General features: G+C 38.3%; 27 protein-coding genes. 15 read left to right on the top strand and 12 right to left on the bottom strand.

The features are described from left to right. Window positions 1-92: 92 nt before the first annotated feature. The 11 genes from HMPREF9447_RS03360 to HMPREF9447_RS03310 form a co-directional block, all read right to left on the bottom strand. Window positions 93-1,262, bottom strand: a complete 1,170-nt coding sequence (locus HMPREF9447_RS03360) for a FecR family protein (RefSeq protein WP_009128074.1) — start codon at window positions 1,260-1,262, stop codon at window positions 93-95. Between the two features lie 69 nt (window positions 1,263-1,331). Then, window positions 1,332-1,883 carry an RNA polymerase sigma factor gene (locus HMPREF9447_RS03355; protein ID WP_009128073.1) on the bottom strand — a complete coding sequence of 184 codons (552 nt, stop codon included), beginning with the start codon at window positions 1,881-1,883 and terminating at the stop codon, window positions 1,332-1,334. A 420-nt stretch (window positions 1,884-2,303) separates the two neighbouring features. After that, complete coding sequence (locus tag HMPREF9447_RS03350) at window positions 2,304-2,759, bottom strand: hypothetical protein (protein ID WP_009128072.1); 456 nt, start codon at window positions 2,757-2,759, stop codon at window positions 2,304-2,306. 7 nt (window positions 2,760-2,766) lie between these two features. Beyond that, window positions 2,767-4,110, bottom strand: coding sequence for a DUF2586 family protein (locus HMPREF9447_RS03345; protein ID WP_009128071.1), 1,344 nt, complete (start codon window positions 4,108-4,110; stop codon window positions 2,767-2,769). Between the two features lie 2 nt (window positions 4,111-4,112). Beyond that, window positions 4,113-4,445, bottom strand: coding sequence for a hypothetical protein (locus HMPREF9447_RS03340; protein WP_009128070.1), 333 nt, complete (start codon window positions 4,443-4,445; stop codon window positions 4,113-4,115). 77 nt (window positions 4,446-4,522) lie between these two features. Next, on the bottom strand, window positions 4,523-5,572 hold the full coding sequence (locus HMPREF9447_RS03335) for a hypothetical protein (protein ID WP_009128069.1): 1,050 nt from the start codon (window positions 5,570-5,572) through the stop codon (window positions 4,523-4,525). A gap of 84 nt (window positions 5,573-5,656) precedes the next feature. Beyond that, window positions 5,657-6,937 carry a Clp protease ClpP gene (locus HMPREF9447_RS03330; protein ID WP_009128068.1) on the bottom strand — a complete coding sequence of 427 codons (1,281 nt, stop codon included), beginning with the start codon at window positions 6,935-6,937 and terminating at the stop codon, window positions 5,657-5,659. Between the two features lie 84 nt (window positions 6,938-7,021). After that, window positions 7,022-7,756 carry a hypothetical protein gene (locus HMPREF9447_RS03325; protein ID WP_009128067.1) on the bottom strand — a complete coding sequence of 245 codons (735 nt, stop codon included), beginning with the start codon at window positions 7,754-7,756 and terminating at the stop codon, window positions 7,022-7,024. A 1-nt stretch (window position 7,757) separates the two neighbouring features. Next, window positions 7,758-8,294, bottom strand: a complete 537-nt coding sequence (locus tag HMPREF9447_RS03320; RefSeq protein ID WP_009128066.1) for a hypothetical protein — start codon at window positions 8,292-8,294, stop codon at window positions 7,758-7,760. After that, a complete protein-coding gene (locus HMPREF9447_RS03315) occupies window positions 8,294-9,103 on the bottom strand; it encodes a structural protein (RefSeq protein ID WP_009128065.1) in 810 nt (269 codons plus the stop codon). Before HMPREF9447_RS03315 ends, HMPREF9447_RS03320 begins: the two co-directional genes overlap by 1 nt. Window positions 9,104-9,135: 32 nt before the next feature. After that, complete coding sequence (locus HMPREF9447_RS03310) at window positions 9,136-10,455, bottom strand: phage portal protein family protein (RefSeq protein WP_009128064.1); 1,320 nt, start codon at window positions 10,453-10,455, stop codon at window positions 9,136-9,138. Between the two features lie 298 nt (window positions 10,456-10,753). On the opposite strand from HMPREF9447_RS03310, the gene HMPREF9447_RS03305 reads away from it, so the two are divergent. From HMPREF9447_RS03305 to HMPREF9447_RS28335, 5 genes are all read left to right on the top strand, one after another. Beyond that, on the top strand, window positions 10,754-11,197 hold the full coding sequence (locus tag HMPREF9447_RS03305) for a hypothetical protein (RefSeq protein ID WP_009128062.1): 444 nt from the start codon (window positions 10,754-10,756) through the stop codon (window positions 11,195-11,197). Then, entirely contained in the window at window positions 11,178-11,528 is a 351-nt protein-coding gene (locus HMPREF9447_RS03300; protein ID WP_009128060.1) for a hypothetical protein, read from the top strand. The genes HMPREF9447_RS03305 and HMPREF9447_RS03300 overlap by 20 nt, the downstream gene beginning before the upstream one ends. Beyond that, window positions 11,518-12,684 carry a phage antirepressor KilAC domain-containing protein gene (locus tag HMPREF9447_RS27385; protein ID WP_052315159.1) on the top strand — a complete coding sequence of 389 codons (1,167 nt, stop codon included), beginning with the start codon at window positions 11,518-11,520 and terminating at the stop codon, window positions 12,682-12,684. The genes HMPREF9447_RS03300 and HMPREF9447_RS27385 overlap by 11 nt, the downstream gene beginning before the upstream one ends. 15 nt (window positions 12,685-12,699) lie before the next feature. Further along, a complete protein-coding gene (locus HMPREF9447_RS03290) occupies window positions 12,700-13,185 on the top strand; it encodes a hypothetical protein (protein ID WP_009128056.1) in 486 nt (161 codons plus the stop codon). 215 nt (window positions 13,186-13,400) lie between these two features. Continuing rightward, a complete protein-coding gene (locus HMPREF9447_RS28335) occupies window positions 13,401-13,703 on the top strand; it encodes a hypothetical protein (protein ID WP_148374780.1) in 303 nt (100 codons plus the stop codon). Window positions 13,704-14,136: 433 nt separating this feature from the next. Here HMPREF9447_RS28335 and HMPREF9447_RS03280 read toward each other — a convergent pair whose 3' ends face one another. Next, window positions 14,137-15,090, bottom strand: a complete 954-nt coding sequence (locus tag HMPREF9447_RS03280; RefSeq protein WP_009128052.1) for a hypothetical protein — start codon at window positions 15,088-15,090, stop codon at window positions 14,137-14,139. A gap of 1,535 nt (window positions 15,091-16,625) precedes the next feature. Between HMPREF9447_RS03280 and HMPREF9447_RS03275 the strand changes: the two genes are divergently transcribed. The 10 genes from HMPREF9447_RS03275 to HMPREF9447_RS03225 all read left to right on the top strand — a co-directional run bounded on the left by HMPREF9447_RS03275 (window position 16,626) and on the right by HMPREF9447_RS03225 (window position 23,732). After that, window positions 16,626-17,336, top strand: a complete 711-nt coding sequence (locus tag HMPREF9447_RS03275) for a hypothetical protein (protein ID WP_009128050.1) — start codon at window positions 16,626-16,628, stop codon at window positions 17,334-17,336. 100 nt (window positions 17,337-17,436) lie between these two features. After that, complete coding sequence (locus HMPREF9447_RS03270) at window positions 17,437-17,835, top strand: hypothetical protein (protein ID WP_009128049.1); 399 nt, start codon at window positions 17,437-17,439, stop codon at window positions 17,833-17,835. 1,320 nt (window positions 17,836-19,155) lie between these two features. Beyond that, a complete protein-coding gene (locus HMPREF9447_RS03255; RefSeq protein ID WP_009128041.1) occupies window positions 19,156-19,608 on the top strand; it encodes a hypothetical protein in 453 nt (150 codons plus the stop codon). 54 nt (window positions 19,609-19,662) lie between these two features. Continuing rightward, entirely contained in the window at window positions 19,663-20,070 is a 408-nt protein-coding gene (locus HMPREF9447_RS03250; protein ID WP_009128039.1) for a hypothetical protein, read from the top strand. Window positions 20,071-20,231: 161 nt separating this feature from the next. Then, on the top strand, window positions 20,232-20,495 hold the full coding sequence (locus HMPREF9447_RS03245) for a hypothetical protein (protein WP_009128038.1): 264 nt from the start codon (window positions 20,232-20,234) through the stop codon (window positions 20,493-20,495). Between the two features lie 3 nt (window positions 20,496-20,498). Then, window positions 20,499-20,678 carry a hypothetical protein gene (locus HMPREF9447_RS03240; protein ID WP_009128034.1) on the top strand — a complete coding sequence of 60 codons (180 nt, stop codon included), beginning with the start codon at window positions 20,499-20,501 and terminating at the stop codon, window positions 20,676-20,678. Between the two features lie 12 nt (window positions 20,679-20,690). Then, a complete protein-coding gene (locus tag HMPREF9447_RS03235) occupies window positions 20,691-21,110 on the top strand; it encodes a hypothetical protein (RefSeq protein WP_009128032.1) in 420 nt (139 codons plus the stop codon). Window positions 21,111-21,486: 376 nt separating this feature from the next. Next, window positions 21,487-22,089 carry a hypothetical protein gene (locus HMPREF9447_RS03230; protein ID WP_009128030.1) on the top strand — a complete coding sequence of 201 codons (603 nt, stop codon included), beginning with the start codon at window positions 21,487-21,489 and terminating at the stop codon, window positions 22,087-22,089. After that, window positions 22,076-22,477, top strand: a complete 402-nt coding sequence (locus tag HMPREF9447_RS27380; RefSeq protein ID WP_009128029.1) for a hypothetical protein — start codon at window positions 22,076-22,078, stop codon at window positions 22,475-22,477. Before HMPREF9447_RS03230 ends, HMPREF9447_RS27380 begins: the two co-directional genes overlap by 14 nt. After that, complete coding sequence (locus HMPREF9447_RS03225) at window positions 22,467-23,732, top strand: RNA-directed DNA polymerase (RefSeq protein WP_009128027.1); 1,266 nt, start codon at window positions 22,467-22,469, stop codon at window positions 23,730-23,732. Before HMPREF9447_RS27380 ends, HMPREF9447_RS03225 begins: the two co-directional genes overlap by 11 nt. Window positions 23,733-24,047: the final 315 nt, after the last annotated feature.

The raw sequence follows: 24,047 nt of genomic DNA, 5'->3' as shown, positions 1-24,047 counted from the left end.
TCTAGTACTATTAAGATTATTAAATGAAACATCGGGCCCGGATACGTTTTGCATACATATTTCAGGCTTATTTATATCTCTCTGTTCTTGTTTTATTTACTTACGGTAATAATTCCGTTTTCTTTCGCGAAGCGGACATTGGATATTTGCTGGATAATCTCTAATGAGAATCCCAATGGCTTGTTGCGGAACACTGCTCCGTCAAAGCAAATGCCACGCACATCCTTGTCTTTATAGACCACTTTCACTCCATACCATAATTCGAACTGCGACAGGATATTGTGTAGTGGGACTTGGGTGAATTCATACTTCCCTGTTACCCATGAGGTATATATGTCTGTATTTACTTCCTCAATAGTGATAGCGTTATCTTCCTGATTCACGGTCGCTTGTTGTCCCGGCGTTAATAGTTTGTGTGTGATGCCATTATTTACTTCTACCTTTCCTTTTACCAGGGTTGTAATCATATTTTGTTTTGGGAAGGCATATACATTGAACTGTGTACCCAGCACTTTTATTTCTTTTCCGTCCGCTTTTACAATGAAAGGTTGTCTCGTATGTGTCACATCGAAATAAGCCTCTCCATTCAGTTCTACGGTACGCTTGTCCTGCATGGATACCGGATATCGGAAAGTGGTGGTGGAGTTTAAGGTTACTTGTGTTCCGTCGGACAAGGTCAGAGAAAAAGTACTTCCTTCGGGAACTGTAATTGTGTTATATTGAATACTGGCTGTCGGTGTGGTATCCGATTGGTAACTTAATGAGTTATTCGTACCTTTGGCTACCACTTTTCCATTATCAGCAATCTCTTTAGCCTGTTCTTCATCAAGTATGATTTGCTGGCCGGAACTCAATGTCAGTGTCACCTTATTCTGTGGAAGGTTAGGGAATAGTTCTGCTAATGAGAGTTCCTCTGCCGATGGGAGTGAGGGGGTAGGCTGATCTAAATAAAAGTAGGCCGCTGTTCCCAGCAGAAACGAGAGAAAACAGGCTGCTATAGTTGAATAATAGAGCTTCCGGCGTAAATGATAGCGCTTTCGCTTCCGTTCAATAGCTTTCCAACCATCTGCGGGATTAGTCATCAGACTGGTCTCTTTCCTTTTTTCGGCTTTATATAGCTTGACGTAATTGGAAAAGAATAAGTAATTCTCTTCTGATTCTTTCATCCAACTTTGCAGTAGCCGAAATTCAGATTCGGTTAGATTGTGGGTCTGATATTTGTGGCATAAATCCACTAGTTCGTTCTCTGATAGTATTGTCATTCTTTCTTTTTTGTTTCCATGACGTAAAAAGAGTATAAATGGGTGAACGAAAATATAAAAAAATGCAGTTTATAGGTAAAAAAGTGAATAGAGTGAAATAAAAGGTTTGCTTCTCAGGAACTTCAAGGCCCTTGATAGATGGGTTTTAATGGTATTTACGGACAGACCTAATTCTTCGGCTACTTCTTTGTATTTCTTATTGTGTACTACTATCTCCATTAATACTTTGTATTCTTTTGGAGTCAGTTCCTTTAAATATTGCTTTAGACGACGTACTTGCTCTTCTATTTCCGTCTCATTGGGTTCGAAATCGGTAATATATGCGTCTTCTTCAATTTCTACGAAACGGTATGGCTGATGCTTGCGCAAATAATCGACGGAAGCATTGCGGACTGAATTAAAGAGAAAACTTTTCAGGTTATTATTGATGGTCAGATGAAGTTTCTTTTCCCATAAACGGATGATGAAGTCTTGGACGATATCTTCCGAAACTTCCAAAGAATCTGTATATTGAACAGAATAGACGCATAGTTGATTATAGTATTTGTCTACTACTTCTTTCAATGCTTTTTCGTCACCCTGTTTTAGTTTACTTAATATATAATCGTCCGTAGAAAACATGTGTTTTTGATTGTTTGCGTCCAAAAGTATGAAAAAATAAGTTTTCTTCCTATTCTTTGATCCCAGAATGTGAAATCATCGTTGCATTTTGTATTCTTACTTCTATTATTTGTTATCGTAAACTCAATGCCTATCGTCCAGAATTTGAGTTATTCGTATAAACTCTGATTGGGCCTATATATTAAATCTAAAGTGTTTTTACATTTTTTTTATGGCTCTGGATTATCTTCTATCTCAAATACTCATTTCCAAAAACAATAAAGCATCACAAATATGTGATGCTTTATTCAAAAATATAGTAAATAATCAAATAGTATCTCCATCCCTTATGTAACCTTTTTCTGGAAAGCAGTCTTGATTCTAAGATACTTATCAGAAAAAGGTTACATATTCTAAAAGGTTACATAAGCGCAGCTATGTCTATATAGACATAGCATCCCCGATAACTATATCAAAGGGATTTAAGTCAAACTCATGTGTAATATTTGTATCGTCTTGCTGGCTTTCCATACCATCTTCAGCAAAGATACACCCTTTTAAAGTAACGCTGGTAGTGGTCCAATCGTCGCTCGCCATTGGATTGGCAAAACTAATGATCAAATCAAACTCACCGATGTCCATTAAACTACCATAGGTACTACGTAACATCTGTTGTGTAGCATAGTCCATAGTGATTGAAGCCGTATAGGTTATGTTTCCAAATCCTCTACTTACAGGCTTGCCACCCATTCCGTAGTTGGATTCGATTTTACGCTTTTTGTTCCATTTGACCCCGCTAACCCCTTCAAGCGTCGTACTGCCTTCATCAATGGCTAATGCGGTAGAAGCAAGAGTAATCATGCTCCACGAGTAAGCTACGTTGTTAATTATTGCCATGCATTATTTATTTTGCGGTTAAACTGAGTCCTTCTTCCACGTAAATCTTAACAGCGACGCCAACTGGAACGATGACATATGATATACGTAAAGTGTCATTAACTAGTACATTTTGGTTAGCGTCAATAGTTACGGCATATCCGGAAATCTCCTGTGATTTTTGCATACCTGACAGTATATCACCTACTATACCCTTGAAGGATGTAATTTTAGAGGGGGCCAAAAAACCGGTACTGGGGTTCACCATCAAAGGGCTGTTGACATAGGGTAATAATGCAGCGCGTACTGCACGACGCGACTTGTTGATTGTCCTATTGCGGGCGATAGTTCTATAATCTCCAGCGGAGCATGTCTGATCCTTGGAAATGTAAACACCATTTTCACGACCGCTATACTTTATTGGAAAAATATATCCCTTATCGTCCAGATCGTCCAGCATTACAGGAGACAGAGATTCGTACCTGTTTAGGCTGATAAATTCCTCATCATCGGTTTGGTTGGTATCTCCAAAGCCGAACTCGATTTCTTGAAAACCATCAGAGAATAAGTTGAATTGTTTTACCCATGCGACTGATTCCTGTACATTAGCTTTCGCCAGACACCCCAAAACTGCACCTAAGAAGCCAACCGGAGTGTGATTGGTATTACACTTTTGCATGGTGGATATCAATTCCGAAGATGCCTGTCCAATGATAACACTAGTACGGCTTGCTTCACAGATGCAACTCGGAATCTTATTCAGGTCCACCTTTTTGCCTTCTATAGTATTTGCACCAGTATTGGAAGGATTGGCGGATAAGATAACCGAAAGCGGCTGGTTCTGTGATGCCATTGCAACAGCTTTGTCATTGATGGATTTTACGACGTTCAAACTATATTTATCAGCATTGCCATTGTCTTTCCACAGAGGCTGTTCCGTCCAAACTCCTAACTGATTAATAGTACCTCCGGATGCACGTTGCATTATCTCAATCGCGTCCCATGACACCGAGCAATCTGCGAACATGACATATAACTTTCCGCTTCCATTTATATTACCACTAAGTCGAAAAAACTCGCTTATGTGATAATAGGGGATTCCGTGAAAGAGATTCACATTGTTTTCTTCATCCTCCGTAGCCTTTACCCTTTCAATAATCCCGAAATCTTTAACAGCAGACTTTAGATTGGTAATATATGCCACATCGTTCAGCTTTAGTTTTGTTTCGTTGTTCTTGCCATATCCTGCCGTAAATAATGTTGGCTGGAGTGATATGTCAAACAGAAGACCGGTCACCTTTTCATTACCGGATGATACGTTAGATGGTATATTACCATCCGTATCTGATATGAATACATTCCCTAATGCCATTCTTACATGTATAAAGGTTTGTAAAAAGGATTTTTATAGAGGATCGCATTCTTTCTGATGTTCGGCAGTGTGTCAATAGTATAAACGCTTCCCTGCTTGTCGACATACAGTTCCTGATATTTGCAGTTAACTTTCAAAATAGCTGTTACTTGTGCATCAGGTTCATGTTCCGTCATGCCATTCTTAGCAGCCGTTTTTTTGAGTGGGACTACCGATGCCAACTCTTCCTGTTTCTCCTGTTCTTTTTGTTTTTCTTTGGGTGTTGATGCAGGAGTTTCTTCTTTTACCTCAGTGTTTTGTGTTTCGTCTTCTGCCGTATTTTTTAGTTTAGCCATAGTTTAGGTTCTTAATGTGAAGAAGGGAATGGAGTTTTGCCCCACTCCCTTGTAGATTAAAGAATTAAGATTTAAAGTTATACAGTCTTTTTGTAGGCAGTATGGATAACAATCTCTGCCGGTCTTACGATATTCACATCCATTTTCATACGGGCCAGGAAGAAGAAAAGTTCTGAATTTGACTGAAGGCGGTCGATCTTAACAACTTCAGTGTCATTGGCGTAGTCTACACCCATCCATAAGTTAGAATCCATGCCTGTTGAAAAATCAGCTAAAACAATGGTGTGTTCGGGAATCCCGACGATGGGGACAATACGCTTTCCTTTAAACTTGTATCTGTTTGTTTCTGTATTTTCGGAATATTTGTAAACCTTATTGGATGCATATTGGTCATATAAATCCCATGAATCCCATCCTATTACGTAACATAGATTGTTCTTTTTTCTGATTTGTTTGGGGCATTTCTTCCACATCGAATATAATGCCTGTTCTACCGCTTCTCCATCTGCTAGCTCTGTCGTGCCGGACACGATAACCTGACCTCCAGCCAGAGTTTCGGCATCTGTTGCACTCACATTATCTATGATACGTTTGATCACACCGTCGAAATATTTTTCTTTTCGGCTACCGATTTTCGTGCAATCTGCTGGTTCTGTGATGCCGGCACTTACTGTGCCTCCTTTGGCACCCGTCCAAATTGCATTGCCTATGTACTCATTCTTTTTCTCAATCAGAAGCCTAAGCATGGTTGCTTGGATTTTAGGATCGAGTTCGCGGAAAACCAGATTGCCGTCAGGTTGTGCGAATTTCCAGTATTTCTCGTAATCCCTAGGGTTAAACTCAAGGTAAATCATGAATTCTTGAGGTTCCAGGTATCTCTCTGTGAAAGTGTATTCATTTTCGCCATCAGGACCTTTGGCACCATGTGTAGAAAGCGGGGTTGGAATATTATCTTGAATAATATCTCCCAATTTAACCGCAGGTAAAGTATATTTATGTTGTATTCCACTTTTCACATGGATCAACCCTTCCTTGAATGTGTCATTGCCTTGGGCTGTGTAGGTCAACAAATCCTCCAATACCTCACCGGCGTAGCCATTCTGAAGTAGATTTACTGTGTCTGCCATACTTTGTGTTTTAGATTTAGGTTTTGTGTTGTTTGGGCTGTTTAGCCCATTTTATGTGCTTAGTTCTTGTGTGTCGTTGGTCTTTTATTCAAGCCTTTTGAATTCAAATTTTTCTCCTACAACGGCATTTACCTTTTCAGACATTTTCTCTTCTACAGTTTTAATCGTTTCTGTAGCAGCCTGAATGTTTTTTGGATCATTTGCAATCTCCTGGGTAATTTGTTCACGCGCTGGAATAGAACTCAACGTGCTTTCAGCCAAAGTAAAGTTAGCTTCTGCCATGCTTACCCATTGGGGTTTGGTTTCCTTGCCGATTTTCCCTGCTTCGATAGCATCATCCACCAGTTTGTTAATCTTTGAGTTTCTCTCTTCCAGTTCTTTTTGTTCGAATACAGTGAGTTTGCTCGTCACGCTTTCCAAATCTTTTTGCAGATTTTGTATGGTAGCATCTCTACCGGCAATTACAGTATTTGCATCACTCAGGTTTCGTTGTGTTTCGGTGAGTCTAGCTTCTACTGAGATTAGTTCAGAGATTCGTGCCATAACGTCTTTAGGTTCAAAAGTTTCTTTCATGCCTAATGATGCTGCTACGGCGGCATATTCAAATGGGATTGTTCTTTCTTCTGCCATATTAATTTTGTGTTCGTTGTTTTCTTTTTGTTCAAGAGTAGTTTTTTCTTCTTCATTTAGTTTATTTTCGTCTTCCACTGCGTCAACCGCTTCCAGGTTGAATGTTTCCATCATATTTTGAATTTTATCGATATCCTCAATGCCATTCATTGCATTTTTGACTTTTTCGCAAAGCTGCTTGGTTGTTTTCAGAATATTTTCTGCAGGGATGATACCGGCACTAACAGCTGTTTTCGCATCAAAGAATGTCCCATCCCGTCCGGCTTTCCCATCCATAATAGCCTTTACTTGTTCTTTCGTGAGCCCGAACCTTTTTCTATATATGGTTTCGATCTGTCCTACAAAGGCTTTCACCATATCGGAACACTCCTTATCTTCGGATTCCGGCAAGAAGGGGTTGTGGATCATCAATATGGAATAGTCACGCATCAGGGAACGGTTACCTGCTGCCCAAAGTACGGACCCCATCGACGCAGCCATACCCTCGATGATACATTCTGTTTTAATTTTAGAGTTTTGGATTGTTGAATAGGTACTCATTCCGTAAAGCACAGAGCCGCCCTCGGAATTGATGAGTACCCGTATCGCTGACGGGCGTATGACGTTTTCCAGAAAATCAAATTCAGAATTAAATATGGCGGTAGACTCCTCTGTTACTTTCCCGAAGAAGCGTATTGTCGCAATTTCGTTGGGGCGTACTTCTCCGACGATGTTTTTAAATTCATTTGTGTCCATAATTTAAGGTTAGTTTCACAAGAATAGATAAAGACAATTATAAATGTTTGCAGAACCTTGCCCGCTTCTTTTCAGGGTTACAGGTTATACACCTTCTTCCTCACCATCGGCTTCCGGATTTTCAACAGAAGGTCTGAAACCTGTTGCTTCTTCATAATCAGGTTTGGGGTGAACTTTATGCCCACCTGTATCGTGTCCCGGTGCGTCGGTGTGATCGGTAAAGGGCGGCATGACCAAATATCTCTCCACCCAATTTCGGTACTTCCATGCTGTAGACTCCCGGAACCAAACTTCATAGTCTATCCAATATGCTTGAAGCATATTAACTGTTCGCGGCATATCAAAGTATGTCAGATTACACCTTTCGTTCAGTGCAGGTTCATGGTTCTTTGCGTCCTGAATGGCGACATTGATACGTTGGAAAACAGAAAATGGGGCACATTCAACTGTAGAATCACGGTTATTGAGATTGTTCAGGATAAACCTAATGCGCATTGTGGCCCTGCCTTCACCCAGCCGCTGTTGCTGGACAAGGTATCTCACATTGATAAAATGGATGAATATGGCAGGAAAGGCAACTTCGTATTCCAAGTTTTCATCACGAATTATACGCTCAAATTGCCCGCTGTCTATTTCAACAGTTTTAAAGAAAGGCGGGCTGAGCGGGTTGTCTTCATCTTCCTTGACTGTATCGATAGCACGCCTTACCGCATCATACATGTTTATAAACGGGTTTTCTGAAACGGCTTCTTCCGTTACTATCCTCTTTATTTCCTCTTTATTTTCTACCTGAGGTTGTGTGTTCTTTTCTTTTAGCATATTATTTAGGGAATCCTTCAAAAATTTTGGGAACAAAATGTTGTAGTATATATTCATCGATATAGGGGCTGAACCCAATGAACTGTCTTTGAACCGGTTTGCGTTTACTTCTACCATTTACATGATACTTCTGGAACTCCGGGGCTGTATTGTGGACGGCGGCATATCCTTTGCCTTTGTACTTTTTACTGGCTTTTTGCCCGTGATTTTCTTCCAGTGTAAAGATGGTATAACTTTCACGATGCCGATTCCTTGTATGTCGTTGATTTGCAATATTTTGGATTGCTCCTAACAATTCTCCGGTATGTTTCAATATAGGATGATTACGCATTTTTCCCCATCTGGATGTTCTTGGCTTCCAGGGCTTTCCACTGCGATAAAACATTTGGTTGCTGAATGATGACTCAAAACATTCCTTTGTGTATTTTCCCGCATCAGTGATAAAATTATTCATGTTAAACTCTAACTTGCTGGATAACAGTGGTTCTCTCTTCTCGTTTACCCATTGTGCACAGAATTGTTCTGGGGTTAAGTCCATTATAGATAAAATTTATTTTTAATACGTTTAACAATCGCCTCTACCTTCTCCGGTAATGCACTCTTGAAATATGAGTGGGATTGAGAAAATATTTTCCCCTTGCGTGCGAGACTACCGAAAAATACCGGATTTACCTTTTTCTGATAATCTTTATCTCTTTTCAGGGATGCGTGTACGTTTGGCATAGAACCTTCTGTTATTAAATAGCATCTGCATCCGTGCTCAATTGGTGGAATCAATGCTTCCGGAAACTCGTACTTTGGAAAAGTGAGTCCTTCCATTGAAAGATGCCATGCGCGGACTCGTTCATCTCCCTGAGTCATGTAAGTGATGAGTGTTTCTCGCGGAATAGTAATCCACCATGCTGCTATCGTCGCCGCATGGAGAGTATCCTCATTCTCTTGTAAAGCATACACTTCGTTGTATTTTTTGCATAAGCCTTCATAAAGTTCTGGATGTTCTGTATCTATTTCATCAGGTAATTCCCTCATCAATGTATATTCTTCGGCAGCTGCAAAATCTACCAGATTGTCTATTGCAGCAACCAGAATATCCCTTTCCTCTTTCTCTTGTAAGGTAGTAAACTCATTATTGTTACGGAGCAAGTTTAGTGCCTTGTCAAAATTCATATGCATGCCATCGAATACACGATCCAAAAGAAATGATGCTCTAAGAGAAATCATTTCTTCCAAAATGTCATAAGAACCAGCGGTATCTTTCTGAGTTAGTATTAACTTCCGGAACAAGGGTAATATCAATAAGAACTCTTCATGCGTCTGGCTCTCTTTTTCTTTATCAAAGGCTTTCACTTCGCCGGCTTCCGGGAGCAGGAACCCGTCGTTTACTTTCCTGCTCCCATGATAAAATTTGCGACCTTGCTCTCTCTGGGATGCCCATAACGCCTGTAGTACTCCTCTTCTGACATGATACGCCTGTCATTCGATGAACTACCGGAAGCAGAAGGCAAACTACTGTCCGCAGATAACACATTGATCTGCCGACCTACATTTATCCCGAACTCCTTTTCAATCTCATCGGCACTAACCTCGTATTTGTCGGTTATCAGACCGTACAGCTTGATACGGTCTTCATTGTTCATCTCAATCCGATTACTGTATTTGAACTCCAATCCGGGTTTGATATATCCCATGTCTACCAGTCTTGGCAGCACTTCCTCATTCATCACGTTTTCGATGAATCGGCGATAAACTTCTATGCGTTCACGAAATATATCCTGATGTGCTTTAGTCGAGCCGACGTAACTCTGCATACCACCAGCCATACTTTCACTTCCTAAAATCAAATTAGCTACCTCGCTATTGACAAACTCGATGATGCTTGTATATATCTTTTCAGAGTTGCTCATTGTGAATGTCTTAATCTCAATTTCATCTTCGAGACCGGTAACAATGACTTTGTTTTGTGCAGCATTGGCGATATCTTGAGCTAAACGCTTCCTGTCGCCATTATTCTCACTAACTGTCTTTCCGTGTATGATGGGCTGTCCATAGGTGTGGGAAAAGTTTATATAGTTGGCTACTGTAAACTTTTTGGCGAGAATTAAAGGAGTCGTGGCTGAAAATAATCCAAGGTCTCTGCAGTTTATCAGTATGTAGTTTCTATTGTATGTTGCAGAATCAAGATCCCAATTTGGATACCAGATTCCTTGCCGTTTGACTACAACCTTCTGTTCCGGCAGTACATTCCTTCGTTCTACAATGTTCACTTCTGCCAGTTTTCCCGTTTTTGGATTTGTATTCGGCATAATCTCCAAAAGGGTGAACCCATATAACTTAGCTTCGACAATTCCTTTGATGATAGTGTCAAACTGAGAACCTTGTATTAAATGAGTCTGTTCTATATCCTTAACGTATTTCCCTTTTTCATTCTGTTTAGCTAACATATATCTGTCGCCTAAAATCTGAGATTCCAAAGTCTCAATAACAGAGCGGATGTGGGCATCCTGTTGGAGGCAGGCGTCATATAAGTCTATGAGTTGTGCCCGGTCATCTAATATTGTCCCTACTACGGTAGTTTGTCCCCGTATGGAACGGTACCGATTATTACGGTCTACTTCCCTTACATATTCCTGGATAGTCTTTTTGCTGGTACGAAAAATACTTTCCAGAAGTTCGTGGTTGAATGTGCCTTCTGTTGTCACCTTGTTTTTTATTGTTTTTTAAGAGGAATAGCATTCTGAGAAGTGACAAGGTTGTTTTTAACAAAAAAAGACATTAAGTTTAAAAATATAAACGATTGATACAGACCTGACTTGCATTCAAGTAATTTGGATGGCCTTTTCCAGTTCTATTATTAACAGTTGTATAATTTACTGTAATTCAGTATTAAAAGAGAAATAAATATGAGATATGTAGGTTAAATACACTCTTTTTTGAAAAAGTAAAGCTCTATATTTGCAAAGTTTTAACATTAATAAAAATAAGTATGAGAAAAAGAGAATGAACATTGAAAACATTACCTGTACTCAGATGAAGTACAGAGAGTTCCCGGAACTATTGTTCGCCACATCGGCAAAGGGCATTGCGTATGCAGACGCAACGCATTATATTCAAAACAAAGGGAATGCCGATAAACATACTGTAATAGATTTTAGTGCTCAGTTTGCATTCTGGATAAAATCCGTATGTGACACTTATGAGTTGAAGCCTGACAGTCTAATCATTATGAACGATAGGGGACATTTTTTAATTGACGAATCTTTAGCATTGGCACTGGTAGCCTACGTTGATCCAGCATTTGGAATACATATACTGGAAAGAATGTCGGACATGCTACTAGACGGTATTGTACTTTCAGATACATGCTTGGCGTTAATGGTTAAAGACAGATTATCAGAGGAACAAATAACTAAACTTTTAAAACATGATGAAAAAACCTTTTAAAGATTCGAAATTGGTACTAGTTTTCAATGGTGCACAAGTTCTTATCGGTATTCTAAGATCTCTAAACACGACCGCAGAGTATTCTGGTGGTAACCTTCAATCTATTTCATTTGCTTGTACCGGTCTTTATATTTCGACTGGCGGCTACTACTACCGCTACGCTAATGAGAATGTAGAAGTATCCCTGGAAGATATTGGTGCTTTGCAATTAAAAGAATTTGATAAGCTATGTGGAGAAACCAATAGAAGTTATCGTTCTGTTAGAGATATGGCTCATAGGCGTAAGGCTCATCATTCCAGAAACAAAAGAAGGCGGGAAGATGAAGACTAGAGAAGGTTATCAGGTAATCGACTTTAGGAACAAGCCGATACGAATTTTAAGAGAAGGAGGTGCAAATGGAACTTGGATATGTCTATATGACTTATGTAAAGTACTTAAACGACCAATGATGATGGAGACTAGGGAAGCACAGAACTTGTGTCCGTCCAGTAGTAGAATCATTTTTAAGAAGAATGATAAACCCTTGTACGCCATTCGCCCCAGAGATGTAAGTAAGCTGGTCTTTCTACTCAAAAATGAAAGTAAGCTGATGGAAAGACTTTGTGAGGAACTGGAAATATGGGCAGGAAGTTTTAGGGATAATGGAATTGACCTCTTTATTATCGACCAAAAAACGCCTGTTGTATTCACTTTCATGGATAAGTTTCCTATAACTTTCAAAATAGGTAACGGTAAAATATTTGTGAATGCGACAGAAATGGCTAAAGCTTATGGAAAATCCCCGGCTGTATGGATACGTTTTAAATCCACTTCGGAACTCCGTCATTCGTTGGTTTCCGGTGGAAAATCCACATCTTATGAAGGCCAGGTGATTACACTTAGAGGTATTAATGGTGCAACATGGATAGATGAGTTTTTAGTTCAGGGGTTTGCTGAATGGCTGTCAGCAGATTTTGCTCAGTGGTGTGGTGACAGGATATTGGAACTAAAAGTAGAACAATTTGATTCAGTGATTCAAAAAAATGAATCTATTGGTAAGCCGAGTAGGGGACACTCTGATTTGGTTAGTGGTTATTCAGTACCCCAAACAATGGATGAAGCTTTAAAATTAACTGTTACCCTTTTCGAAGAAATAAAGGAACTTAAGGAGGAAGCGGCAAAGAACAAGCCCAAAGTTGAATTTTATCAGAAATTCATAGAAAACCGGGATTATTTCAAGTCCAGTATAATTGCTGAAGAACTTCAAATAAGTACCCGGACATTACATAATTTCCTCTTGCAAGAGAAAATATGCATACGTAAAAATCAACAGTTAGTTGTACATGAGAATCATGCACTTCTTCAATGTGTAGTCCCATATTACTGGAAAAACAAGAAAGGGAAGACAAATACATATAACAAAGAAGTAAGATGGACGCCTGCTGGTCGTGAATATATTCTAGAACTATGGAAATCCAAAAATCTGGGTACACAAGCAAAGGAATAGTAATCAATATTTAACATGAAAGTAATGAGTGAATCTATATTTGAGAAGATAATACGGAAAACTGGACGTAAACCGATAGGTTGTAAATGTCAAGAGTGTAAAAAACAGTGTCTGAGAACTCCCTGCTTAGGAACTCCAGATGACATTTTGAGTCTGATTGATGCTGGTTTTATTGATAAACTTGCATTGACGGAGTGGGCTACTGGGTTGTTTCTTGGAAGGGTTAATTATACTATCCGAATGATTCAGGCACAAAAGCTGGAGAAAGGATGCATCTTTTTTGAGAATGGGTTGTGCCAGCTGCATGATCTAGGATTGAAGCCTACAGAAGGAAAGCTTTCACATCATACGATTAAACTGGATAATTACCAATTTAATAAATCCATAAGTTGGCAAGTTGCTAAAACTTGGATTGATGAACAGAATGTTGAAAAGGTATTGAACGTTTTTGCACGCTTTAATGAAGCACAGAGCTTGATTTTGAAAATACCAGATTTATAATTGTAGAAGTTTTAATTTAGAATTTTGAAAACAAAACAAAGAAGATGATGAGAAATGAATGTCTGAGAAAGTTTTTATACGTGGAATATCCTTTAGGTCTTTCATACCTTTTTACCCCATCAGAGACCCGTTTCATTTTGCATATGATAAATTTTGAATATCTTAAGAAGCATGGCTTTTCAACTAACTGGAGTAATGCAGAATATATAAAACGCATGGGAATCAGTAAAAATGCGTTTAATAACTCCGTAAAGAAACTCATCCATATGAAACTTTTGAGGAAGTGGAATAACAAACTGGGAAACAGGGTTTATTATTCATTCGATCTGGAAGTGTATGGGAAGTTGGTGAATATCCTTTCATGTACCAATAATGTTGATGAGTTGATAAAGTTTTGTGAGATGTATCTCAAACAGGGCAGATTAGTCGAAGATATAGCTGAAAGAGAAATTGTAAAACTGAGACATACCCGTCTCATTTCATCCCTTAAATATCCATCTTTCCCTGATCCCGATTAGAAATGCTGGAAATATGTCTGAATCCAGGGGGTAACTAAAATGGGTTACCCCCCCCCTTGGAAAACTATCATCTATATAATATATAAGTTATATATAAAGATATTATAATATATATTTATAGTAAGAGTATATATAGGGTTATTATATAGAATATTAATAAAGAAACTGTTCTTTTTCTAAGCCTTAGAAAAAGAACCAAAAAGAGAGGACTATATAGCAAACCCTATGGGTTTGTCTTTATATTAAAAAGATATTATATTGTTCTATAGGTATTTTAGGTGGTATACATTAAAACTAAAAGCTATTTAGAGTGTATCTTAAAATTATATATATGAACATCCTTAGGCAATATCTTCAATAGAACCGCTTTCTTTTTCCCTGTGCTGAATTTTGCCATGTAAATGGATGACGGATATGTTTTGAAGGCAAACGTTTAACTACGGGCTTCTTTGATGCGTTTTAAGGCATTGCCTTCAACTGTCGGTTTGCATAATTCACTCTTTATTATTTCTTGTACTTTGCGCAGAAAATCTTCGGCTTGTTTAGTGTCTGCAAAAATATTACCAAAAGCGATTCTCTCTTTACATGCAATCGAGTTGTTTCTACGTCCATGTTCAATCTTGCCTTTATCAGATATGTAACAGTATTCCTCGCCGTTATTAACGAAAAATTCAACAGGTTGTATCCGACTATAATAACCATTCCAGATTTTTCCGACTTGATACAATTCGTCTTTCAAAGCGCGAATGTCTTTTTTGGTGGCTGCAGCAAACTGATAACAATCCTTTTTTCCTATAACTTCATGCAGGGAGTATTGTATTGGAGAATTGTCTGATTTAACGCAATACATTACAATATCTCCAGTGTCTGTGATTTTTTTAAATATCCCTACGCCTTCATGGCTGGTGGTATAGGACCGGAATCTTACAAATTGGTTTTGCCTTGGGATATAGATACTTTTTACAAATTTATTTTGCCATAGATTCCAACAAAAGCCTTTATTTAGTAGCACTTGATGTAGTTTTAGAGTCTCTTGTTCTGTAGCCTCTCTATATCCGGATGTTGGTTTCTCAACGTTGTTGATGACCAATCCATCTTCTCCAAATAAGGCTGGTCCTAGGTAAATTTGTTCGGGAGTCACCATAGATACAATGCCAATTGTGACAAAAGGGTTTGGATAAACAAGTATTTTGCCTATTTCTGGGGAATCGTTATTAGCCCAAGTTAGGAACTCTTTGAAGGTGGTTCGTTTAAGATCATCATTATTGGCATTGAACGCAAATTGTATTCCCATCTGGGAACAATATTGAATAATTTTCTTTTTATCTACTACAGTCTTTGGCTTGATTGTCTTGATAAATGATAGAATTTGGGTCCTGTTTTTCATTTCAAGTTTCAAATACTAAAATATATTCTTGTATTATTTTGATTTTATAGAATTTATACATCTATTGCAAAGATACCATTTAAACTTCGAAATAAAAAAGTTCTATTTAAAACAATAAATATTTAACGCCATTAAATAGGGTATCAAACTGAACAAATAAGTAAATAGGCATAACTGTATATGCGAGACCTGAATGGAGTATTATATAAGGTTGTGTGTTTGAAAAAACACAATAACTTGATGAGAAAAACAAATAGTCTATTCATTCTCAGCTTTTGACTGCAAGTGTGTAATAATGATATAATTAGAATGTATGTGTAATAATATATATAAATATATAGATTCTGATTGCTCATCTAAATACAAAAAGCTATTTTGCTTAAATATAGAATGCATTATTTGTTATGTGTGTTCTTATATTCATACAAAAAATAAAATCGAAAACTATTTTGCTAGCAACGCTTAAAATCCAATTAAAAACGAGACTTGAAAATTTACCCTCCGGGCACGTATGGAATCACCACTCAGGGCACACCTACCCTAATCTTTATATTAAATTATTATACTGTTGTAAATCAAACGGTTATAAGGTCGTCTTTTATTAAAAGTCGTTCTAATTATGTCTATATATATTATTTGCTATCAATTTTAATCAAAAAAACCTTTTTTAGTCGTTATATACTATTTAAAAGCTATTCTCTGTTTTGCTAACTATCAGAAAATCAACGTTTAAAATATAATTACAAATAACTTTCAATTCGTTATTCTACTTATATTCCTGTTTTTTGAAAAAATAGAGAAAATATTTTTTTTTCAATAAAACAGGTAGTTTGTAAATAGTTGAATATCAATAGTTTATGAACATCTCTCGCGCGTAGGCGTACCTTATTGGCTTTCAGCCATTTACGGAATAATATTAGAAAAAAAAGATAGAAATAATTTGCTATTCCAAATTAGTTTATTACTTTAGTGTTGTTCCCAAACGGAAACGAGAGGGACAAAAACAAAGATTTAAAAGTTTATCGAAACGAAATTTTTTATTTGACTTTTTTACTATCGTTTGAAAAAGAGCTTTCACCGGAACGGAAACGAGACGGACAAAAAAAAGTTCTTTGTAGAGAACAAAAAGCAAAGTTAGTACTTTGCAGTGTGCGAATAATCCGTAAATATACTATTTACTTTTGGTACGACTAAAAAAAATAATTCGAGCAAATAAGCGGTAACGAACTGTTTGACGAAAAAGAGTTAAGGCTAAATTGTATTAGGCAAAATATATATTACGTAAAACATAGAGCACACAAAGCGAATTGCCCGCTTATTGGGTAAATCTTTTCGCTTGACTGAATGTAATTTTAACGTTCTTCTTTTTATCTATTCTGCATTAGAACGTATGAACTACATTCATTTAGTTATTTGCAGAATAGACAAAGATACACTTATCCGACTAACGTACTAAGTACGTCTTATCGTGGGGGTGGTTCGATTCCAGCCCCACGAACTATGTACAATTCAGTACATTTTAATACTATACCATTATGAAGACAATTAACGTAGTAGAAAAAAGAGAAATCGTGAGTGTTTATTCATTTACAGAATTTGCAGCTATGCTGTTAGAGCGTCCTGTTAGCAATGTCGTGTTACGTAATAGAAACAAAGACGAGCTAATTGTGCTTGAACGTGTGGCGCTTTACGCAAAAAGTAAAGTTCCTACGGTTGACGAGCTGAAAAATGCTTGGAAATCTATGTTTTATAACACATGGACTGTCAAATTCGAGATTGAGAGACTTGCGAAGAAGGACTTGCGTTGTGGAAACATTTTCCGTAACTTAGACAAGTTTGACATACTTATGTACAATGCCGGAGAATTAGTTTTTGACACATCAACGTACAATTTGGACTTGATAGAGAAACGGATTGGTATCACGCCTAAGTCAAAAACTCGTGAAGATTACCCGACAAACAAAATGCTGAAAGAACATTCTTACAAAATTGCGGAGAGTGCGTGGAGTATGCTTAACATTGAGGCACACGTACTGAAGCAACTGCAAGAAGTAGACGAGCCAAGTAAAACAGCTTCTATGGAGTCTAAAACTGCAAAGAAAACAGCTCCGAAAGCGACAAGAAAAAAGATTGTTGAAAATACAGATGAAAACGCCGAAAGAGCGGAAGCTGTAAAAGCCGTGAAAGCTGCAAAAACAGAAAAGAAGCAAGCGAAGAAAGAAGAAGTTGCAACGGTTGCAGCTTGACAACACACAATATGAACGGGATATTGCAAAAGCGGTATCCCGTGGCATAAAATTGGGGGTTCGATTCCCCCAATGTGTGCAATGACTAAAATGAAATGTTATGCGAGAAATGTATTGTCTTGGAGATTATGTTTCCCAAATCGGGAAACGTGTAAAAAAGTACAAGAAGAAACCAAGCATAGACCAAATATATAACATCCAAAAGTATTTGGGCGTGAATATACAAAAGTGCTTGGTGAATAATGTGCGTTTTACTGAAATCGTTCATCTGAACATATATCAGGATTACGTCACCATTGTGTCCGATTGTACGTATGAAAAAATGCAGCTATACTGTGACAAATTTAATAAGATAGGTGAGATATATGCTACCTGTTTTTGTGTTGCGGGGAAAGTTGCAGTGAAGTTTACCGCAGTGAAGTTTTTGCAGGTTTCGCTGATTTTAGCGGAAAAGCGCGGAGCCGATTTAAGGAGTAGAAACATCTGTATAACGCCTTAACACGTTATCAGTGTGCCCTGTTTTGCGAAAATTCCTTATTGTCTTTTTTACCAAAACGCAATCCTTTTCTTTTTTTGTAACACACGCAAAAATGAAACGCGATACACAAAGATTTTTTCCGGCGCGAATCACTGGGTTCGCGCCGTTTTCTCAAAAGCCTTTTTGAACTGTAATATACACTTTGCTGGGTTTGAACCCCAGGCAGTTTACTCTACAAATTTAACTTCTACAAACTTCTTTGCGTTGTGAAACGCCGTTCCCATCCCCCGACATAACACGGTTGATGCAGTGCAGTAGGACTGTTTAAATTGTACTTAGCTGTACAATCTGCATCCCGCTGTTATCCTATTTAATAGGGAGGTGAAGAGTGATGTTGTAAATTTGTAACTATCGGAATATTAAACAATAAAATAGATAAGTTATGAGAAATAGAAAAATCAGTCGGATTACAATCCTAAGCTATTTTAAGCGACAAGTCCAAAAGAACTTGAGTGTTCTTATTAAACTGCATGAAATAATACTTTATATTGGTGTAATGCTATTCCTTGTCATGTATATGATTGGGATTTTTTCACATGTGGTGCTCATGCTTTATATAGGAATACTTGGCTCTCTAATTTACGTGCTATTATGGTGTTATGTATCAGATATGCTATATAAAATTAAAAATAAGCGATAATATGGAAAAAATTAGAAAAATTATACCCGAAGAACGGAACTATACCGTCAAATGTGAGTGCAGTATGTGCAAGAACACAACTGAAGTAAAGGTGCGATATGGGGATTACCTGTTACGGTTTGCTATGAATAAACCGGCTCAAGATTGTTTTCCATACTTAAGTGTGCCGGAACGAGAAACCATCATTTCGGGTATATGCCTGGATTGTCAAAAGAAACTATTTGCGAATAATTACGATAAAAAAGGTAACTGGATAGGTGCATGTAGGTTAGCTATGCAATAGTGATAAGTAATAGTGGCAACAACTGTAACTTATAACTGTTTCAGTAACCTTTTTAAGCATTAAGGTAAAAATATGGATTAATATAAAGGTGTGAATTATGACCTATCAAGAACAACATAAGGCGCTGGAAAATCGGATTATTTCCAGCCTATGTGAAATCAAAGAATATCCATTACTGTACACAATAATAATTAGTGGATAACAACATAGAGCCATAAGAAAAATTAGGAACAACTCTATTATAAGATTCAGAAGAAACGTTAAGAAAGGCCGAAATAAATGGATACGGCGTTCCACATTACTAAATGCCAATAAGATATGCAAAGGATGGGAATATTAACATATTAAAATCAAAATAATGAAAACATCAGACAAACCGACAGCACATATTTTAATCAGGGCAAATACGAACAGTGAATGGGATTGCTGCGAGTTCGCACTTATTGATTTGTCAGAAGACTGGAGTAAGCTACAGGCAAAAAGGCTTGAGGCTGTCAAACCTTTCAAGGACGATTATAATTTCCAGTCAATGAGGTTTTATGACGGTTCGGTGGAATTCTTCCAATCGGGAGATGAAGAGCCTGACATGGAAGAGTTGCTGGCAGGCAAAGAGTGGGTATTTGTAGAACTGGACGACGACGAACAGGACGAGCTGACTCCACCCGAAAACAGCTTGGATTTTTACAAGATCGTGATATCCCGTGGTGGAAATGCCAGATATGAGGCATTCGGCAAACATACAAACGAAGAATTTTATACAATCGAATTTCCACTGCAACAGCTAACTGAGCAAACTATAAACAATTGCTAAGGATTTTACGTAGAGCTTCCGACCGAAGTATTATAGAGTAAATCAAAAATAAAAATGAAAGAAATTATAGCAAAATTGGTATCAACTAATTGTACCCAAAGATATTATGAGTTATCAGAGCCAATTTATCAAGGACGTAAATTTGGTGATGATGTTGATATTGTCACAGAACTTGAAGAACGTAAGAAAACGATGAAGCCGGGATCTGAACACCTTCTTCGTACAGATGGGTGTCACATTGTTTGTGTGTCAGATGCGTATACTCACATTGAAAGGCTTGTGTTTATTGGTGAAAAATATCCGTCAGGATATGGTAACACAGGTGTTCAAATAGACGGTTCTCACACAATGAGAATGTATGGTGGTGATAAAAGATATGTTTATCCCGATGAAGTATACCTAAGGCATTTGGGCATGGTAAACGGAGTGAGAATAGTCTTAGATGGGCGTGGAACAAAATAGTAATGAAGAAGAGGAACACAAAAAAAGGAGAGTTTATATGTCGTAGGCAGAGCCTTCCGACAAGTCTTTTTCTCTCAAAGAAAGTTATCGGCTTGCCTACTTTGAGATTATGAACAGACCAGCATACATTATCCGTAAACGGAAAATAAACAATGTTATTTATGTTGGCAGGGATAAAAGAGAGGCTAATAGACTTCTTAAATTCTTTAATAGATAACCCTCAAATTAAAATAGTAATGAAAGTGGTTTTTGATAAAATCCATGAAAGTAGAAGACTTGTCATTAAAGAGTGTAAATCATGCTTATATGGAGTTATTACTGATTTGCAAGGAAATGAATTAATGTCCGCAAGATTTTACTATAAAGACGGAGATGCTACAATATACCGAGTGAAAGAATATTATAACTTCAACCAAAACAATTAAGGTATGAGCAAAAAAGAAATTAAAGAAAAGTATCATGGTATGTTTGGAGTATTCACACATGATATGTATAAATCTAATGATGAAGATTACGCCAACGGTTTTTTAGGTGCTTTTGAGGATTACGGAAAAGCACTCAAATTTGCAAATGAGAAAGGAAAAGACACAGCTATACATTGGATTTAAAATGATTCGAATATGAACAAATATATTAGTCTTTCTTTAGAAGAGCTATCAAAAGAGGCGACTGCTTATTTTATGCGGCATAGAATGAATGGGGGAGCGAGTGAATTTGACAGTTCTATCAATGACATTTCACGTGCCATTATCCACGCATTTCATTTGGAGCATGGTAAATGCTTCTTGGGTAAAGTTAATCTTTACGACAAGGAAAGGGAGAATATAACAGAGTATCAGTTCACAGTATATTCCGGGCAATTAGTGTATAATTTTGAATACGCTTTTGTGATTCCACGCCCTGATGAAGAGTTGCTCCGGCTTATCATTGAGCACAACCTTCCTAAAGAGACTTTTAACAGCCAGGATACCTGGAATAGAGTAAAGCAAATCTTTACCCGGATTGAACAGATAGGCGGTGTGTCATTAACATGGTCCTGATAATCATCTGATTTAAAAACTATATTTTCTAATTTATAGTAAGGCGTGAGTACGATAGTGTTCACGCTTTTTTCACGGGCTTTAATATTGAAACTATGTCCGGATTGTACCCGGTGATGCCCACAAATTCCTATTATTTATATCTCAAAATTGCGTCGTGAGACGCCGTATCTGCCTTAGTTTGTAGCACTGGTGGTCTAGTGGGTTATGCCCTTAAATCGCCTTAACGGGCGAGCTATGCCCCAGTGTTTTTTAGAAAAACTGAGCAGAAAGATGAAAAATAATAAAAAAAGATTGGGATTTACTCACCGTAAGGGTAAAATGAATCTCTACTCTTGGAAAACAACATTGTAAAATCATTAAAAATATATCAGTTATGAAAGTATTGAAAGTAAAATTACATCATATTGATAGAGGACAGTGCATGGAGGTATGGTCGGTTAAACCCAAGAAAGGTGGTCCCCGCCGATACGTTGCTCGTAATACATCGGGCAATCACGAATGGAGCTGGCTCTGCGATGCTCCTTATGGATACTGTGAGCGTGACTTTGAATGTAGTCCTGGAATCATGTTTATCATTTGCGATAAGTATGGGCATGCTATTTTACGTGACGGGAATGATCGTACTAAATTTCCAAACTCTTTTCCCACATTGGAAGAATGTTGCGATACGGCATGGAAGGATATAGAAAAGAATCAATATATAACCCGTATTGGGTTTGGCGAATGGATTCTTAAACAAGCTACTGTTCCTCTACGAACCGGTACGGATGAACAGAACTGGAAAGACTGTTTTCAGGATATAGACAAAGTTGAGGTTTTGTCACGTTTCAAGTTTCTGAAAAGAGGAAAGGCTATTTATAAGTTAACAAAACGGCATACCGAGTGTGGTACGATGTGGTATGAATATTATGCTGGGGATTTTCCTTATAATGAAAATGGAGGTTTTGATAAATTCTTTGCTTATGAATATAAATGAAATATTGCTTACTGTAGCAGATGAAATAGCCCGTGATAATGGCTATATCCTGACTGATGAAAGAGTAATCATTGGAAAAAATGATTGGTTTTGGGGCAACAAGGCAGGGTTTCCTGATACTCAAGTAAAGTCCCGGACATACATTCTTCCGGCATGGGAGGACGAACAAGAAGGGGAGGACTATTTTACCCGTAAAATTTATTTAGATATGCATTGGGGAAAGCCTCGCATACATGTTAAGTATCCCGATGGGGCATTTTGCTGTCTTACTTACAGTAATGATGGATGTACTGAAGCACAGACATTCAGTCCAATCGGTTTAAAAAAGGCTCTCTGCATACAAGAGAAAATAGATAAGTTATATAATAGAGAAAAGTATGGCAGATAAAATTTTGGAGAAGTTTTTTGAGATAGACAGATGGACGAAGGCGATTGAGAAAGGCGTTGGCAAAGACATCCGGAAAGATCAGCTCATATTGCTGACCGATGAAAACACCCGGATAGCGATTGCTGATGCCATGCAGAAAGGGAAGTATGAAATCTCACCTCCTCACACCGCTCAGATACCGAAAGAGAACGGCGAGTTTCGCACGGTTTATGTGAACGAACCTATCGACCGGGTGATATTAAGCATCGCTAATGACTTGCTTTTCGATCTGATGCCCGAAATGGTTCATGTCTCGTGTAAATCCTACCAAATAGGGACCGGATGCGGCAAGGTTGTGACCGAAATAAGTAATAAAATGGCAGCTACTGAAAAAGACGGATACTTTGGCTGGAAGTCAGACCTCAGCAAATATTTCGATAGCGTACTGCTCCAGTATATTGACGAGGCGTTTGACATAGTAGAGGCAAAGCACGGTCATTCCACTCTGATTGACGTGTTGCGAAAATACTACCACTCGGACCTGTACTTCGACGAGGACAACAACCTTCAGCGTCAATTCCAGTCCCTGAAACAAGGATGCGCCGTGGCAAGCTGGCTGGCAGATGTGCTGCTGTATGAACTTGATGATGAGCTGTCGCAAATGAATGGCTTCTACACACGCTATTCGGATGACATGTTGTTCCTCGGAGAAGAGTACGAGAAAGCCATGAACGTGCTCCAGAGCCGGCTGGAAGAGAAAACTATGAAGCTAAACCCAAAGAAAGTGGAATATCTGACTACCGATAAGTGGTTCAAGTTTCTTGGATTCAGTATCAAAGGCAGTATGATCTCGCTATCTTCCAGCCGTATCAAGACATTCCAGAACGAAATAGAAAAGCGTACAATCGGCAAGCCGGGCGTATCACTGGCAAAAGCCGTTAATGCTGTGAACCGCTACCTCTACAAAGGCAACGGGGAGTTCAGTTGGGCTACTCAAATACTGCCGGTATGCAATGTGCGGAAAGACCTTGACGAGCTGAACAAGTTCGTAATGGATTGTCTGAGAGCCGTAGAGACCGGAAAACGCAAGGTGGGTGGTTTAGGTTATGTCAAGACCAAGAGCGACGGCTGCATAGTCCGGGGCCTGGGGCGGAACGTGAAAGCCAACCGCGGCAAGACTAACAGCAACATCCCAGGTTACCTGACCATTGGCTGTATGCAGAACGCCATATTGACAAGACGTGCCGTGTATAACACGCTGGTTGCATCATTATAGGAACCTACCGAACACACGGCGAATGATGAAGAGCAAGGAATTTTAATTTACAGATCTAGTATACCAGAACCCATACTTGATTCACCGGTTTAATCACCCGGTGAATCCATCCTGATTCTGGTTCTTTCCTGTAAATATCAAGTAACTAAAGCAATGTGTCACTTGCCTGACATCCATAATTAAACTGAAACACATCAGTGATAAAGTTCAAGGAATAAGAGTTTAGAGCCCGCGTGGTTAATCCAGCTTCTACAAAGTCTTGAAGGCCGTGTTATTCACCGCCTTCAGACTCTTCCGAGCTGGAAATACGCAGGA

The organism is Bacteroides oleiciplenus YIT 12058, assembly GCF_000315485.1.
Lineage (GTDB): Bacteria > Bacteroidota > Bacteroidia > Bacteroidales > Bacteroidaceae > Bacteroides > Bacteroides oleiciplenus.
Note: the sequence above shows the minus strand (reverse complement) of the source record. Positions and strands in the feature narration are given on the sequence as shown.